Source organism: Kitasatospora sp. CMC57, assembly GCF_045866025.2.
In the GTDB taxonomy this organism is placed as follows: Bacteria; Actinomycetota; Actinomycetes; order Streptomycetales; family Streptomycetaceae; genus Kitasatospora.
Genome location: NZ_AP035881.2, coordinates 2989770 through 3006216, shown reverse-complemented (window position 1 = coordinate 3006216; position 16447 = coordinate 2989770). Strand labels below are relative to the sequence as shown.

The window sequence follows — 16447 nt, the reverse complement described above, 5'->3', positions numbered from 1 at the left end:
GATTCCGTGATCGCGATTCTGGGTGGGGCTGCGGTGGGGTTCGCGCTGGCACCGGGGGTGCGCCGGGTGGTCGGCCGCTACGCGGTTCCGTACGAGGGGGAGCCCGCCGCCCGCGCGCTGCCGCTGCCGGTGGCGGCGCTGGTCTCGGTGGCGACCGGCGCGGCGGTCGGTGCGGGGTACGGCTCGGCCGGGTGGGTGGTGCTGGTCTGGGTGGCCCTGCTCGGTCTGGTGCTCGGCCTGGTCGACGCCTCGGTGCACCGGCTGCCCGACCCGCTCACCGCCACCCTGGCGGCGGGCACGGCCGTCCTGCTGCTGGTGACGGAGCGGCAGTCGCTGCTCCGCTGCCTGCTGGCCGCGCTCGCCCTCGGCCTCGGGTTCGCCCTGCTGGCGCTGCTCGCCCCGATCGGCCTCGGCGACGCCAAGCTGGCCCCGAGCCTTGGCGCGCTGCTCGCGGTCACCGGCTGGGGCACGGTCCTGGCCGGCCTGGTGTACGCCTTCCTGCTGGCCGGGCTGTGGGCCGTCGCCCTGCTGCTGACCCGCCGGGCCGGGCGGCAGGACGCACTGGCCTTCGGCCCGTTCCTGCTGCTCGGCACCCTGCTCGCGGCGCTGGCCGCCTGACGTGTAGGTTCCAGTTTCTGATGTCCCTTTCCGGATAGATATGTCCCCTGTCTGGCCCTGGGGACACTGAAGCTGGACCTGACATTGCCTACGGGCCCGACTCGTGAAGTTGACGGCTGCTCAGAATAGTTGCGCTCTGTCACAGCGGTTGGGTCTGCGGGAGTGCGCGTGCGTCCGGTGGTCGGTTCGTTCTCGGTGAGTCTGCGTCGGGACGACGGTGCCGTACGCGAGGGGTCTTGGGCGGCCGGGGCGAGTGATCCGGGGTTTGCGTCTGCGGTGCCGTGGCGCACGTTTCGCTGGCGGCACGGACAGCAGCACTACTCGGGGACGTACTGGTCGTCGACCATGAGCGACCACGTGATCTACGAGTCCAGGCTTGAACTGACACGACTGCTGTACGCGGACTTCGACCAGGATACGGAGTCGGTGTTCGCCCAGCCGTTCCTGCTGACGGCACAGGTGGGCCGGAGGACGTGTCGGCACGTCCCGGACTTTCTGATGCTGCGCAGGGGCCGCGTCCCGCTGGTGGTGGATGTGAAACCGCGGCATCTGCTGACCCGCCCGAAGGTGTCGTCGGCTCTGGGCTGGGCGCGTGAGGTGGTGGAGTCGCGCGGCTGGGAGTTCGAGGTGTGGTCCGAGCCGCCGGACGCGGAGCTGGCGAACCTGCGATTCCTGGCCGGCTACCGGCGCCCGTGGCTGTTCGACGCGGACCTGCTGGCGGAGGTGCGCCGAGCCGATCTGGACGGCGTGACGCTCGGCCAGGCATTCCGGGCGTTCGCTGACCGGCCGCGTGAGCTGGTGCGCGCGGCCGTCCTGCATCTGATGTGGTCGCAGCACCTGGTGACCGACTTGGCGACGCCACTGACGGCGAGGCACCGGCTGCGCGTGGGCGGTGACGCATTGGTGGCGGGGGCCGGCTCGCGTGACCTTCCGCGGCCGGTCGACGAGGACCGGGGTGGCGCATCGGTGGACGTGCTGAGGGAGCGCTTGTTGGCAAGGGGTGGCGGAGGACGGATGGGTGGGGCGGCGGTTCGTGTCGGGGTGGGTACCCGCTTCGTCTACGACGGCGAGGTCGTGGTGGTGGAGGAGATGTTCGGCTCCGCCCACGGCAACGAGGTACTCGTACGTGATCGGCGGGAGCGGCGGCTGCGGTTGTCACTGCGGGAGGTGCTGTCGTCGGGCCGGGCGTGGGTGGTCCCGGATGGCCTTGGCCCGGCGTCGGACGAGCCGCGGGAGACCGCGTCGGTGATCCTCGCCCAGCTGAGCGACGCGGCACTGGAGGAGGTTCGGGAGCGGGCGGCCGACGTGAACGAGATCTTGACCGGGTACCGGTCCGGATCCGAGGAGTTGGCTGGACCGGGTGAGCCGAGGCCCGAGTACACCGAGGGTGTCGGGTTGATGCGCCGGTACGAGGCGAAGGCGGCCGAGCGCCAGGTCAGCGTACGGACGGTCAAGCGCTGGGTCGCGGCTGCTCACCGGGAGCGCGAGGCGGCACTGGCCGGTGAACCGGCGATGGGTGATGCGGGGTCCGGTGGGCTGGGGCGGGCGGATGCGCGCTGGGTGGAGATGGCCCTGGAGATCATGAAGGAGCACGAGGAGGAGTCGACCCCGACCAAGGCCAAGGTCCTGGAGAGCATCGGTCCCCGGCTCGCGGCCCGTTATCCCGGCGAGGAGTTCAAGCTGCCGAAGCGGTCGACGGCTTACGGGTGGCTGGCGGAGCTGGAGCGGCGGGCGCCGACGTTCGAGGTCAGTGCCAAGCGGCGGCGGGACATCGCCACGCGGCCGGTCGCCGCATACGGGAAGCTGCGGCCGACGCGGCCGGGCGAGTACCTGCTGATGGACACCACCCGTCTGGACGTGTTCGCGCTGGACCCGTTGACGTTCCAGTGGGTCCAGCCGGAGCTGACGGTGGCGATGGACTGGTACTCGCGGTGCGTCACCGGACTGCGGCTGACCCCGGTGTCGACGAAGTCCGTCGATGTCGCCGCGACGCTGTTCCAGGCATACCGGCCCCGGACCGCGGGCAAGGACTGGCCCGCGCACGCCGTCTGGCCCGACCACGGTATCCCGCGCGGGATCGTGCTGGACCGCGACGCCATCGAGGGCCCGATGGCCGATGCGGCCAAGCCGGTCGGTGCCGCGAGTCCGGCGCTGGTCCCGGAGACGCTGGTGGTCGACCACGGCAAGGTCTACGTCTCGGAGCACATCACCAGCGTCTGCCGGCGCATGGGCATCTCGATCCAGCCGGCCCGGCTGCGAACGGGCCGGGACAAGGGCCCGATAGAAAGGTTCTTCCGGACCCTGCGTGAGGGGTTGCTGCAGTGGCTGCCCGCCTACAAGGGCCCGGACGTCCACTCACGGGGCCTGAACCCGGAAGGGGAGGCGTTCTTCTTCCTGAACGAACTGGAGGAGATCATCCGGGAGTGGGTCGCGGTCGTCTACCACCACAGGCCGCACGACGGCCTGGTGGACCCGCAGGTGCCGGGCCTGGAGCTGTCACCCGCGGCGATGTTCGACCACGGTGTCGCCCGGGCCGGGTACATCGAGGTGCCGCGCGACGCGGATCTGGCATTCGAGTTCCTGAAGACCGAATGGGTGCCGGTCCACCACTACGGGGTGGAGATCCGCCGCTGCCGCTACCGGGGAGACGCACTGGTCGGCCTGGCTGGCCGGACCAGCCCCTACACCGGGCCGAAGGCCAAGGGCCGCTGGCCGGTCCAGGTCGACCCGGACGACATCAACCACATCTACTTCCGGCACCCGAAGACCCGCCGCTGGTCAACGCTGACCTGGGAACACGCCCCGTCGGTGAGGTTCCCGATCAGCGAGGAAGCCCTGGAACTCGCCCGGAAGATGGAAGCGGTGAAGTACCGCTACCCGGACGACAAGCAGGCCGTCGCGTCCTTGCTGGAGCGGTGGAACCTGGGCCTGGGCATGACCGCGGTCGAACGCCGGATGGCGCTTCGCCTCGCCCGCGACCAGAAAGCCCTGACCCTGCCCCCGGCCGAGGACACCGATCCGCTGGCCGCGCTGCCGTCCCTGGCCCGGGCCCTGGGCCGTCCCACGCCTGGTACTGGGCCCGCCACAGACGAGGACGACGAGGCGGCGCCGGGGATCTACCCGGGCTTGGCGACCGGTGATGACGACGACGAGGAAGAACTCGACGACACCGCGGGACCGGACGGCGAGGACTTCTACGCGGATGCTCTGGAGGACGTGTGAGCGCGACGGCGGTGCCGCCTCGGTCGCGGTTGGACAATCTGACGCTGGCGCACAAGGAGGGCTGGCGGCAGTTGGTTCTCGCCCCGGACCGGGTGATGCCCGAGCTGCTGCCGCTGGCCGGCCTGCGGGCCCTGAGCCTTCCCGCGCGCGCGGCCTATGACCGTGCGCGCCGCGTCTGGCACGCCAACCTGGGACCGATCAAGACGCCTCAACTGGCGGCGCTGCACGAGGACTTGTGGGACATCGTCGACAGCAACCTGCAGGACGGCGACAAGGCCAAGGGTGCCGTCGCCGTTGACGCCTTCCCCGGGCTCGGGAAGACGACAGCGGTGCTGTCCTTCGCCAAGCAGTTCCACCTGCGTGAGATCGCGGAAGCGGGCCCGTTCACCGAGGACGGGCACGAACGCTGGCCTGTGTGCCGGGTCGGCTTGACCGGCAACACCGGTATGAAGGACTTCAACCGGGCGATGCTCGACTTCTTCGGCCACCCCGGGGAAGCCCGCGGCACCACCACCCAGATCGGCGAGCGGGCGCTGGACTGTTTCCTGTCCTGTGAGGTACGGCTGCTGGTCGTCGACGATCTGCACTTCCTGCGCTGGAGGAACCGCAGCGCCACCGAGATCAGCAACCATTTCAAGTACATCGCGAACGAGTTCCCTGTCACGCTGCTGTTCGTGGGGGTGGGCCTGGCCGAGCGCGGCCTGTTCGGCGAGGTCGACAGCGACGGCGACGAGTCCCTGGCCCAGACTGGCCGCCGCACTACCGCGCTGACCGTGGAGCCGTTCATGATCCGCCGCGAGGAGCAACGGCGTGACTGGCGCAACCTGCTGCTGGCGATCGAGCAGCGGCTCGTCCTGGCCAACTCCTACCCGGGGATGCTCGCCGACGACCTGTCCGACTACCTCTTCGCCCGCTCCACCGGCCACATCGGCTCCCTGATGACCCTGGTCAACCGAGGCTGCCAGCGGGCGATCCGCACCGGCGCCGAACGCCTGGACACCAAGCTGCTGGACCAGGTGAAGAACGACGCCGCGGCGGAGGCGGCCCGCACCCACGTGGAAGCGTCCCTTGCGGCGAAGCGGCTGACCAGCCGCCCCAAGCGGTCCGGCCGCGGGACAGCGCGGAAGGAGGGAACGTGAAGCCGGGCCGGACCCTCCCGCTGCGGCTGGCACCGCACCCGGGAGAAGCACTCGATTCGTACCTGGACGCACTCGCACACCGCCTCAACGTCCCGCTGATCGACCTCGGCTGGTCGTTCGGCCTCAAAGGTGGCCCTCACAGCGTCCTCCAGCGCCACGACATACCCGCCAACCGAGTCGTACTCCTGCGCGACCACGAAGCACAGGCGATCAACACCGCCACCGGCATCCCAATACCCGCGCTCCACGCGATGACCCTGGCCCGCTACGACCGGCGGGCCGTCATGATCGACCACACCAGCCGCCAGATCAACACCCGCACCCTGTGGGCCAGGGGTCGCGGATCACGCTACTGCCCCGACTGCCTCGCGGAATCCGGCGGACGGTGGCAAATCCGCTGGCGACTCGTCTGGAGCTTCGCCTGCACCACCCACCAGCGGATGCTGGCCGACACCTGTCCGGTCTGCGAGAGCATTCCCGGTTTCAGGGGCAGCGGTACCCATCAGCCGCCATCCCCTGGACACTGCCCAGCCCCCATCTCCCTGCCGGGCGACACCAGAGAACAGAGTCGCGGCCGTCACCGACGGTGCGGCGCCAACCTCGCCCAGACCTCCACACTGCTCCTACCGCCTGGACATCAGACCCTGGCCGCCCAGGACATCCTCGACCAGCTCATCGACATCGACACCGCGGCATTCGGCCTCTACACGGCCGCACCGGTACCGACGGCCACTGCGCTGGCCGACCTACGCGCGATCGCCGGCCGCGTCCTCGCCCACACCCTCCACCATGGCCTTCTCGACGCCATGGCCACCGACCCGGTCACTGTCGAACTGCACCGACTTGCCCGGCACCAACACGCCACCCAGCGCACAGCCCAACAACGCGTCGGCACCGCGCCGCCCCTGGCCGCCGGGGCCGCCCTCGGTCTGACCCACGCAGTTGGCGTCATGGCCGCCGACAACGCCGACACAGCCGCCAAGCGGCTGCGCTGGCTCACCTCCGCGCCGGGGCCGGACCGCCGGCCGACCCACGCCTCCACCCTCGACGACTGGGGCCGCAGCACCAGCGACACCTTCCGCCGTATCCAACTCGCCGCGCTCGGCCCCGCCCTGCGCCCCAACGACCAACTGCGCTACCGTGTTGGCGCTGTCGCACCCACCGTCCGCCTGGAGATGTCCGGCGCTCTCGCCCGCGCCCGACGCCGCAGTCTCCCCTCTACCTTCTGGCCCGCTTGGACCGCACGGCTCCTGCCGAGGCGGAACGGACACTCCGCAGTACGAGGATCGGCACTGGCCGCCTCTATCCTCCTGGTCGGCACGCGGCTCAACCACACGGAGGCGGCCGAACTCCTCGGTGGCGTGGTCAGGCACTGGCCGGTCACCACCACGCTGCAACGCATGCACGCCTCACCGCACTGGGACGACATCCGCACGGCGCTGACCGCACTCGCCGACCGCCTCGATGCCCAGCCCTCCGCCATCGACTACGAACGCCGACGGCACCTGGACTACACCGACCTGCTCCCGGACCCGCTGTGGGAGTCCATCCGCCAGCGCATTGCGGAAACCCAGCACACCCGGATGTTGAGCCTTCATGCGTCGTACGCCCGGCATCTGCTGTTCACCCGTCTCAGCGGCCTCCCCCCGACCTGCGCTCCGTTCCCACACCCCGGGACGGACGATGTCTTCAAGTTCCGACTGGCCAAGTTCGCCGGCCACCTGACACCCAGGCTCACCGCCGAGCTCGACCAGGCAGCCCAGGACTTCCTGGCGCTCCATCAGATCCGGAACGAGCCGATCGTCTGGCAGCCACCGGCCGAACTACTCGACGGCCTGACCCTGCCCGGCCCCGACCCGGCCGGCCTCGACCTGGCGGAGATCCACCGTCTCGTCCGCACCGACGGCGCCTCCCCCGCGATGATCGCCCGCCACTTCGAGACCACCAGCGAGGCGATACAGGCACTCCTGATCGACCACCCGGCTCCACAGCCCGAAGCCCGCCGCCAACATGTCCGTCACACCATCTCCCGCGAGCAACTCGTGGACCTCCACCACGAACAGCGCCTGTCACTCGGCGAGATCGGGAAGCTGACCGGCTACGGCAGGACCACCATCAGCGACCTCGCCCGCACCTACGAGATCCCCATCACCCCATACCGGGCAGGCAGATCGCTGAGCCGACCGAGTCCCCAGGCCGCCGAGCAGCCGTGACGCCCAGCGGCCAGGACGGTAGCGCAGCCACCACATGGGTGTCCCGAGGAAGTCGTGCCTGGCACTTCCCTGGGCCTGGTAGAGACGCCTTGAGGCTCAGCCCAGCGCCCGTCTGCAGGCACTGGTAGGCGAGTCAGAAGTCCGGTCCGTGTCCCAGCACAGAGTTGGCGACCCGGTGGCCCCGGCTACAGCTGTATTGACCGACAAGGACCACGAAGTTCTGCGGAGAAGCGGGATTCCTCCGATGGTGTCCTTTTCGTTCAGGGTTGGAGGTCCCCTGCGCTAGCCTGATACATCGTCACCCCTGACGCTGCGTCAGGCCGTTCAGTGAGCCATATCAACAATTGATCTTAAGGGGATTGAAGTGGCCGCGGCAGACAGTACGGAGCTCTCCGTCAAGGGCGAGAGCCTTCAGCAGCTCTATAGCGAGTACGGGAAGAATCGATTCCTGATTAATCGCCGGTACCAGCGGAAACTTGTTTGGACTGTCGAAGAGAAGGAAAGGCTAATCGATTCCGTTCTCAAGAAACTTCCCATTCCGCTAATCCTGCTGGCCGAAAGTCAGCATGAGGACGTGGCGCGCCTGGAAGTCATCGATGGACTTCAGCGTCTGAATGCTCTGTTTGCATTCATTGAGAACGAGTTCCCTGTTGATGGCAAATTCTTCGATATTGAGACACTGGCGGATACTAAGTTTCTCAAGGATGAAGGGAGGCTTGCGCAGCGAGAGCCCATCTTGGATCGCGCGACCTGTCGAGATTTCACCAACTATCAGCTACCCGTATCGACCTATCGATCGGCCAGTGAGTCATCAGTTGATGAAGTATTCCGTAGGATCAACTCATCCGGACGATATCTGAGCCCTCAGGAGATCCGTCAGGCCGGGTCGACAATGGAGATCTCTGGCCTGGTGCGGCGGATAAGTGCAGCCATCCGTGGCGACTCCTCGCTGACCGATTATGTCAATCTGAACGATATGCCGAAGATCAGTATCACCAATAGAAATCTCTCTTACGGTATCTTTGACGAAGGGATCTTCTGGATCAAGCAGGGGATTCTCTCGAACGATTCTGTGCGTGAGTCTCGTGATGAAGAGCTTGTTCTCGACCTCCTTCTTGATCTAATTTTGCGACCTCTAGCATCCAGTGGACTGGACTACAGAAATGCCGCCTATGCCGAGGATCGGTCATCTTCCTCCACCTCGGCGGGGCTTATTCGTTCGAGATTGCTGACCTTGGGGGCAGGTGAAGTCGAACGTCGCTTCATGGATACTCTCGACCTGATTCGGGAGACCCTTGATATTGCAGGCGCTCCGTATTCCACCTGGACCGTCACGCAGCAGAATCCGCGTGGAATTCCCCGCCACTTCCATGCGCTGTTCGTAGCTGTGGATCAGCTTCTCCATGAGGAGGATCTGGTTCCAAAGAGCAAGAAGGAATTCTCTGCTGCACTCAAGGGATTTTGGGATAAGGATCTGAGCATCCCAGGAGGAGGGAACTGGGGAGGGGAGCGGAAGACAACCTTGATCAACGCGGTCAAGGGACACTTGCGGCCCCACTTTGAGGCAACCAAGGATGAGCACAAGCTGAAGCTTCAAGAGCAGGCCTTCAGATTCGAGTCGACCCTACGCATGGCTCTGACTGAAGAGGCACTTTTCGAGCTGAAGCAAGGATTCTGCCAGCTGAATAAGCCCTCGGCTTTTGATGAGGGTAGCTTCAATAAGATTCTGAAGATTGCTAGCGCCATGGCTAACACTAGGGCCCAAGCCAAGGGTGTGATCTTCATTGGGGTCGCCGACGATGCCAGTGACGCGGCGGCCATCAAGAGGTTTACAGGTGTCAACAGTCAGCAGATCGACCGGTTTCATGTCACAGGCACGCAGCATGAGCTCGACGCGCTTGGCAAGTCCGTTGACGAGTTCTTTCGGTGGCTAATCGATAAGATCAAGAACTCTAAGCTTGAGCCTCGCTTTGCGGAAGCGCTCGCTAGTACGCTGAAACCTTTCCGATATGGAGACTATTTGCTTTGGACTTTGGAGCCTGCCGCGATGTCGGCTCCAGTTATGTATGATGGAAAATTCTTCGTAAGGAACGGCCCAAATACGGATGAGGTATTGGCGAGTGGCATGATTGAGCTCGTCAGGCGCTTTCCGGCATCGTGAGCATCGCTGACGATCCACGCTCTTGGTAGCAAAGGTTTTCAGGCCGTTGCAGACAGGTCCGGCAGACAGAGGGTGGGGATATGACGCTCCGACGAGGGCGAAAAGGCAATCTGGGGCTCGAAGTCCTGCCGTTGCTCGACCTTGCGCTGCCAGAACCTGGGCAGGAACTGCTTCGTGATCGGCATGCGGAGACGGTTACGGCGATCAGTGATGCTCTGCTCTCGTCGCTGGACAATCCGTCCAGGCTGCAGGGCTGGCAGGTACAGTACGCGTTTGAGGCTGTGGTTGTGGCTCTCGGCTCTGTTCGGCTGATCAAGACCGAGGACTCGGGGCTCTTCTACTTTGACGACGCGCAGGGTCAGATTCAGCCGCCGGACTTCCGCATCGTCCTGAACGATGGCGCGCAACTGCTGGTTGAGGTCAAGAACATCGCCCCTATCGGGAACGGTCTGGAGGCGAAGATACGCGCCGCAGACGTGACCGCAGCTCAGGCATACGCTCAGGCTACGGGCGGACGGTTGCTGTACGCCCTCTTCTGGAGCCGAATGAGGATGTGGACACTGGTCGATCCTTCCACCTTCCGCCTCGTCGGGAAGTACCAGAGGCTATCCGCCACCGATGCCGCCATGGCAAACGAGATGCACCTCCTTGGGGACGGGCATCTCGCGACCGAGCCGCCCCTCACCTTCTCGGTCGTCATGAACCGAGATCAAGAAAGGGTAGTTGAACGGCTTGGGGAGGGGGAGGAGACACGGGCGCTGACCATCGGAGGGGTGGAACTGCTAGCTGCTGGCCGCATCATCACCGCCCCCGACGAACGCAGGTTGGCCTGGTTCCTGATGCTGCACGGTGGCTGGTCGGAGACCCAGACATCGCACTTCGACGACGAGGGAAGGCTGGAGAGGCTGGACTATGTCTTCGCGCCAGATCTTCCGGATGACGTAGCGGTTCGCCAGATGGCAGAGCAAGGATTTGCATTCCTCGACACACTAAGCACGCTCTACACCCGTCAATTCTTGGAGGCCGTCACCACCGAAGATGGGGAGATTCGGGCGCTACGTGAAGAGCCAGAGCCGGCGGTACTCGCCCAGCTGATTCCCGACAGCTACTGGGAGCGGAAGCACCGGGTGCTGCGGATCTGGCGGTTCCAGATGCAGCCAGCTATCGACACCGCGCCTCCTGTGGATTGAAGGCTCGCCAACCGCCGCCCAAGGGCTGAAGGCAACTCGGCACTCGTTGTTCAGCGCGGCCACTTAGCTGGAGCTGAACGGCGAGGTGGCTGGCAGGGTCTTGGGTCGGGGAGGGACGCGGGACCTGGACGGCGCCGTGGGCCAATCCGCTGGACGTTGGAATCATGCCCAGGTCACGCCGACCTCAGGGGCCATAGGTTCCTGGAACCTACATGACGGCACGTCAACGCCGGCGCCCGCCGCACCTGGTGGGTACGGCGGGCCCGGTGGTACGCGGCCTCACCCTCATGGGCGGCGCACCGGGGAGGTGTTACGGCATGGCGTGGACGAACGGGCCCACCGTGTTGGAGAAGGCGTTGCCGTTGTTGGCGTCCCAGTTGGTCGACCAGGTCATCGCGCCGCGGATGGTCGGCCACTTGGCCGGCGGGACGAAGCTGCCGCAGTTGGTGCCGGTCGCCAGGCAGCTCAGCGCGTTGTTGACCACGCTCGGGGCCACGTAGCCGCCGCCCGCCGCCTTGCTGGAGGCCGGGACACCGATGCCGACCTGGTCCGGACGCAGGCCGCCCTGGATCTGGGTGCAGACCTGGGCGGTGATGAAGTCGATGGTGCCCTGGTTGTAGACCTTGCCGTCGCAGCCGTTCATGCCGCCCGAGTTGTAGAACTGGGTGTTCATGACGGTCAGGACGGACTTGGTCTTCAGCGCCAGCTGGAAGTACGCGCCGGCGGTGCTGTAGACGCCGATGGTCTCGGGCGCCATGGTCAGGACGAACGCCGAACCGACCTTGGCCTGGAGGTTGAGCAGTGCGTTGCCCAGGTGCTCCGGGTTGACGCCGTTCTCCAGGTCGACGTCGATGCCGTCGAAGCCGTAGTCCTTCAGCACCGCGTAGGCGCTGTCGGTGAAGGCGGCCGCGGCGGTGGCGTCGCCCACCGAGATGGCGCCGTTCTGGCCGCCGATGGAGAGGACGACCTTCTTGCCGGCCGCCTGCTTTGCCTTCACGTCGGCCCGGAACTGGGCGTCGGTGTAGCCGCCGAGCTTGCTGGACAGACCCGGGTCCAGCTGGAAGGTGATCGCCCCGGTCCTGGTCGGGACGGCGTCCGCGAAGGAGACCGCGATGATGTCGTACGCGCTCTGCACCTCGCCCAGCTTCTGGACGGTCGCGCCGTTGTCGAAGTTGTGCCAGTAACCGGTGACCACGTGCTTGGGCAGGCCGGTGGCGGGGGTGGTGGGTGTGACGGTCGGGCTCGGGCTGGCGGTCGGACTGCTGCTCGGGCTGGTGCTGGGACTCGTGCTGGGGCTCGCGCTCGGGCTGGCCGAGGCGGAGGCGCTCGCGCTGGGGGAGGGCGAGGCCGACGGGGAGGCGGTGCCGCCCGGGCCGGTCAGGGTGATGTCGTCCGCCTGGTAGGCGCCCTGGCCGTACCAGCCGTGCACGTACACGGTGATGCTGCTGACGCCTGCGCCCGTGGTGAAGGACGAGGAGAGCTGGTTCCAGCTGGACTGGCTCGACCAGGTGGACGGGTCGGTGCCGCCGGTGCCGCGTACGCCGAGGTAGGTGTACGGGCCCTGCACCCAGCCGGCCAGCGAGTAGCTGGTGTTGGGGAGCACGCTGACGGTCTGCCGGCACTCGGCGGTGTCCGAGGCGCTCGGGGCCGCGTTCAGCGCGTACGCGCCGGAGCGGGCGGGCGAGCCGACGACGCTCGCGCCGCCGGTACAGGTCCAGCCGGTGAGGTCGCCACCCTCGAAGCCGCCGTTGCTCACGAGGTTGCCCACGGCGGCGTTGGCGCCACCGGCGAACAGGGCGAGGCCGGTGGCGGCCAGCGCGAGCGCGGTGGTCCCGGCCGCGAGGGCGGCGGGGAGGGGGTTGCGTCGGCGCCGGTGGGACTGCTGTGGCAGCGATCGTGCCATGGAGACGCTCCTGTGGGGAGGGAGGAGCCGCCGCGGTGGGGGGCGCGGCGGCTCCGCGTGGGGGAGGGGAGGTCCGCAGTGGTACTCGGAGGGCGGCGACCGGTGGGGTGGGCTGCCGCTCTCGGTCACAAGCTGGACTAGACCATTGGGGGGCGTCAAGAACTCGGCGTCGGCTTACGGGACATTTAAGGAAGCGGAGACCGTTCCGTGTCCCGCGTCACGCCGCCGATCTGAGGCTGTGACACCTTCGGTACCTGCGGCTTTACCGTGCGGACCGGTCCGGGAGTAGGCTGCGCGAGGGTATTCGACGTACCCGAGGAGGACCGAGCACGGAGGGGTCGAACACCATGGGTCTGCGCGACGTCGTCGAGCGCACGCCGGGTCTCCGAACCCTGCTGGACAACGCCTACCGGCTCTACGGGCGCCGGGTCGAGGTCCACCTCGCGAACACCCCGCACCACATCGGCGTGATCCTGGACGGCAACCGCCGCTGGGCCCGCGCCACCGGCGGCACCACGGCCGACGGGCACCAGCGCGGCGCGGACAAGATCAGCGAGTTCCTGGGCTGGTGCGACGAGACGCACGTCCAGGTGGTCACGCTCTGGATGCTCTCCACCGACAACCTCTCCCGGCCGGCCGACGAACTGGTGCCGCTGCTCGGGATCATCGAGGACACCGTCCGGCGGCTCGCCGCGGACGGCCGCTGGCGGGTCCACCCGGTCGGCGCGCTCGACCTGCTGCCCTCGCGCACCTCCGATGTGCTCAAGGAGGCCGCCGAGGCCACCGCCGGCATCGACGGCATCACCGTCAACGTCGCGGTCGGGTACGGCGGACGGCACGAGATCGCGGACGCCGTCCGCTCCCTGCTCCAGGAGCACGCGGGCCGCGGCACCTCGATCGAGGAACTGGCCGAGATCCTCGACGTCGAGCACATCGCCGAACACCTCTACACCAAGGGCCAGCCGGACCCTGACCTGGTCATCCGCACCTCGGGCGAACAGCGGCTGTCCGGCTTCCTGCTCTGGCAGAGCGCGCACAGCGAGTTCTACTTCTGTGAGGCGTACTGGCCGGCGTTCCGGAAGGTCGACTTCCTGCGGGCGCTGCGGGACTACCAGCTGAGGAACCGTCGTCTCGGGCTGTGAAGCGGCGGGTCGCGGCGGGGCTGGGGGTGTGGGGGTCGTCCCCCACGGTGACGCAGCCTACTTCTGTGAGGCGTACTGGCCGGCGTTCCGGAAGGTCGACTTCCTGCGGGCGCTGCGGGACTACCAGCTGAGGAACCGTCGTCTCGGGCTGTGAGGTCCCGGCGGGAGCTGACGCACCGAAAGTTAACCAACGATGATCCGTCGTCGGGTTCGTGGTGCCGTTCGCCTGGGAATACCCCTGTCAGACCGGTACTCCGGCCAACCGGGGGCGCGGGGACCGGCATGCCGCGGGTGACGCAGGGTCATCCGCTCTGGAGGCCTAGTGGTCAGTACAAAGAGCCGCCGGACGCCAGACCGGCGCACGTACGTTCTCGACACCAGCGTGCTCCTGGCGGATCCACTCGCCATGACCCGTTTCGAGGAGCACGAGGTCGTCCTCCCCGTGGTGGTGGTCACGGAGTTGGAGGCCAAGCGGCACCATCCGGAGCTGGGCTACTTCGCCCGCCAGGCACTGAGGCTGCTGGACGACTTCCGGGTCCGGCACGGGCGGCTCGATGAGCCGATCCCGGTGGGCGAGCTCGGTGGCAGCATCCGGGTGGAGCTCAACCACTCGGACACCTCGGTGCTCCCGGCCGGCTACCGCCTCGGCGGTGGCGAGGCGGACACCCGGATCCTCGCCGTCGCGCGGAACCTCCAGGCCGAGGGGTACGACGTCACCGTCGTCTCCAAGGACCTGCCGCTCCGGATCAAGGCCAGTTCGGTCGGTCTGCTCGCCGAGGAGTACCGGGCGGAGCTGGCGATCACCTCCGGCTGGACCGGAATGTCCGAACTGCACGTCTCCGGCGACCAGGTGGACGCGCTGTTCGGCGCCGGCCACGACGTCGCGCTGGACGTGGACGGTGCGGCGGAGCTCCCGGTGCACACCGGGCTGGTGCTCACCTCGGAGCGCGGCCGGGCCCTTGGCCGGGTCACCCAGGACGGCCGGGTCCGGCTGGTCAGGGGCGACCGCGAGGTGTTCGGGCTGCGCGGCCGGAGTGCCGAGCAGCGGGTCGCCCTCGACCTGCTGCTCGACCAGGAGGTCGGGATCGTGTCGATGGGCGGCCGGGCGGGGACGGGCAAGTCCGCGCTGGCGCTGTGCGCGGGCCTGGAGGCGGTGCTGGAGCGGCAGCAGCACCGGAAGGTGATGGTCTTCCGGCCGCTCTACGCGGTCGGCGGGCAGGAGTTGGGCTACCTGCCCGGTTCCGAGTCGGAGAAGATGAGCCCCTGGGCGCAGGCGGTCTTCGACACCCTCTCGGCCGTCACCACCCCGGCCGTGATCGAGGAGGTGATCTCCCGCGGGATGCTGGAGGTCCTCCCGCTCACCCACATCCGGGGCCGGTCGCTCCACGACGCGTTCGTGATCGTGGACGAGGCGCAGTCGCTGGAGCGGAACGTGCTGCTCACCGTGCTGTCCCGGATCGGCCAGGGGTCGCGGGTGGTGCTCACCCACGACGTCGCCCAGCGCGACAACCTCCGGGTCGGCCGGTACGACGGGGTGGTGGCGGTGGTGGAGAAGCTGAAGGGGCACCCGTTGTTCGCCCACATCACGCTGACCCGCTCGGAGCGTTCGCCGATCGCGGCGCTGGTCACGGAGCTCCTGGAGGACGTGCAGCCCTAGGTCGACCCCGGTCATAACGGGGCAGAACCGGACAGCGGGACCTGGTACGAAGTATCAGGTCCCGCTGTCGTGACCACATCTGACGGACCCTCGTCGGCGTCTCGGGCAAACGTGCTGGTCGTGAAGTCTGTGAGATCCGCCACGCAAGAGGGAATTGCGTTGACCGGTCCCCGTGCGGCATGGTGAGGGTTCTGTCAGGCCCCGCGTACGGCACATATCACCCGACAACTACGGTTATCGGGCGCACAACTGAACAAGGATGAGCCGTACGCCGCCCGAACGAAACGCCGATCCGGTCACCGCCGGCCCGGTGCCGGGCCCGCGTCTCCCGTGACCAGCAGCACCATGGAGACCAGTGACCAGGGGCATGTTGCGCCCCAGTGGTCACGCGTACGGGGCGACGCCGGAAGGAAACCATGTGACTCGGATCTCGGTCCGGGGAGTTGCTGTCGCCTCAGCCACCGCCGTCACCGCTGTCGGTGCCGTCGTGGGTGTGGCCTCGGGCAGCGAGGGCGCGCAGACCCAGACGGTCGATGTCGCGGGAGCCACCCTGCTCCAGGACGTTCCGATCGGTGCGCAGGCGCAGGCCGTCAGCGACCACTTCACCGCGCAGGCCAACGCCCAGCAGGCGTCCGCCGACGCCGCGGCCAAGAAGGCTGCCGAGGAGGCCGCGCGCCAGAAGGCCGCCGCCGACGCGCAGGCCAAGGCCGACGCCGAGAAGGCCGCGAAGGCCGCCGAGGCGAAGCGCAAGGCCGACGAGGAGGCCGCGAACCGCGCCAAGGCGCGCTCCGTGATGGCCGCCGTCAGCCCGGGCTCGGTCCAGGACATGGCGCTCCAGATCATCGGCGACCAGTCCCAGTTCCAGTGCTTCAGCCAGATCGTGAAGCGCGAGAGCGGCTGGGACTACACCGCCAGCAACGCCAGCTCCGGTGCCTACGGTCTGGTCCAGGCGCTCCCGGGCAACAAGATGGCCTCCGTCGGCGCCGACTGGCGGACCAACCCCGCGACCCAGATCAAGTGGGGCCTGAACTACATGAACGACCGCTACGGCTCGCCCTGCGGCGCCTGGTCGTTCTGGCAGTCGCACCACTGGTACTAGACACACCGTCGGGCCACACGAAGGCCCCGATCCCGCTGGGATCGGGGCCTTCGCCGTTCTCCGTCCGGGAACGGGCCGCGCCGCCCGGAGCCGGCTGACCAGC

Annotated in this window: 11 protein-coding genes; 10 read left to right on the top strand and 1 reads right to left on the bottom strand. The window is 67.6% G+C overall.

The window, feature by feature from the left end:
• The first annotated feature begins 6 nt into the window (after positions 1–6).
• From ACKUU6_RS13160 to ACKUU6_RS13135, 6 genes are all read left to right on the top strand, one after another.
• Positions 7–618 carry a prepilin peptidase gene (locus ACKUU6_RS13160; protein WP_407988694.1) on the top strand — a complete coding sequence of 204 codons (612 nt, stop codon included), beginning with the start codon at positions 7–9 and terminating at the stop codon, positions 616–618.
• A gap of 177 nt (positions 619–795) precedes the next feature.
• Positions 796–3840 (top strand): TnsA-like heteromeric transposase endonuclease subunit, encoded by a 3045-nt coding sequence (locus tag ACKUU6_RS13155; protein WP_407992117.1) that lies wholly within the window; start codon positions 796–798, stop codon positions 3838–3840.
• Positions 3837–4979: an AAA family ATPase gene (locus tag ACKUU6_RS13150; protein ID WP_407988693.1), complete on the top strand. Its 1143-nt coding sequence runs from the start codon at positions 3837–3839 to the stop codon at positions 4977–4979. The genes ACKUU6_RS13155 and ACKUU6_RS13150 overlap by 4 nt, the downstream gene beginning before the upstream one ends.
• Positions 4976–7192: a TniQ family protein gene (locus ACKUU6_RS13145; protein WP_407988692.1), complete on the top strand. Its 2217-nt coding sequence runs from the start codon at positions 4976–4978 to the stop codon at positions 7190–7192. The genes ACKUU6_RS13150 and ACKUU6_RS13145 overlap by 4 nt, the downstream gene beginning before the upstream one ends.
• A gap of 364 nt (positions 7193–7556) precedes the next feature.
• A complete protein-coding gene (locus tag ACKUU6_RS13140) occupies positions 7557–9353 on the top strand; it encodes a GmrSD restriction endonuclease domain-containing protein (protein ID WP_407988691.1) in 1797 nt (598 codons plus the stop codon).
• 80 nt (positions 9354–9433) lie between these two features.
• Positions 9434–10543 carry a hypothetical protein gene (locus tag ACKUU6_RS13135; protein ID WP_407988690.1) on the top strand — a complete coding sequence of 370 codons (1110 nt, stop codon included), beginning with the start codon at positions 9434–9436 and terminating at the stop codon, positions 10541–10543.
• A 310-nt stretch (positions 10544–10853) separates the two neighbouring features.
• On the opposite strand, the gene ACKUU6_RS13130 is transcribed toward ACKUU6_RS13135, so the two are convergent.
• A complete protein-coding gene (locus tag ACKUU6_RS13130) occupies positions 10854–12446 on the bottom strand; it encodes a chitinase (protein ID WP_407988689.1) in 1593 nt (530 codons plus the stop codon).
• A gap of 347 nt (positions 12447–12793) precedes the next feature.
• On the opposite strand from ACKUU6_RS13130, the gene ACKUU6_RS13125 reads away from it, so the two are divergent.
• The 4 genes from ACKUU6_RS13125 to ACKUU6_RS13110 all read left to right on the top strand — a co-directional run bounded on the left by ACKUU6_RS13125 (position 12794) and on the right by ACKUU6_RS13110 (position 16344).
• On the top strand, positions 12794–13588 hold the full coding sequence (locus tag ACKUU6_RS13125; protein WP_407988688.1) for an isoprenyl transferase: 795 nt from the start codon (positions 12794–12796) through the stop codon (positions 13586–13588).
• Between the two features lie 28 nt (positions 13589–13616).
• Positions 13617–13742 carry an undecaprenyl diphosphate synthase family protein gene (locus ACKUU6_RS13120; RefSeq protein ID WP_407988687.1) on the top strand — a complete coding sequence of 42 codons (126 nt, stop codon included), beginning with the start codon at positions 13617–13619 and terminating at the stop codon, positions 13740–13742.
• Positions 13743–13910: 168 nt separating this feature from the next.
• The gene (locus ACKUU6_RS13115) at positions 13911–15245 is read left to right on the top strand and encodes a PhoH family protein (protein WP_407988686.1); all 1335 of its coding nucleotides are present in this window, start codon (positions 13911–13913) and stop codon (positions 15243–15245) included.
• 418 nt (positions 15246–15663) lie between these two features.
• The gene (locus tag ACKUU6_RS13110; protein ID WP_407988685.1) at positions 15664–16344 is read left to right on the top strand and encodes a transglycosylase SLT domain-containing protein; all 681 of its coding nucleotides are present in this window, start codon (positions 15664–15666) and stop codon (positions 16342–16344) included.
• The last annotated feature ends 103 nt before the right edge of the window (positions 16345–16447 follow it).

Excerpts from the sequence above, each read along its gene's own strand:
- ACKUU6_RS13130 (WP_407988689.1), bottom strand. The coding sequence starts at position 12,446 with ATGGCACGATCGCTGCCACAGCAGTCCCACCGGCGCCGACGCAACCCC.
- ACKUU6_RS13135 (WP_407988690.1), top strand. The coding sequence starts at position 9,434 with ATGACGCTCCGACGAGGGCGAAAAGGCAATCTGGGGCTCGAAGTCCTG.
- ACKUU6_RS13125 (WP_407988688.1), top strand. The coding sequence starts at position 12,794 with ATGGGTCTGCGCGACGTCGTCGAGCGCACGCCGGGTCTCCGAACCCTG.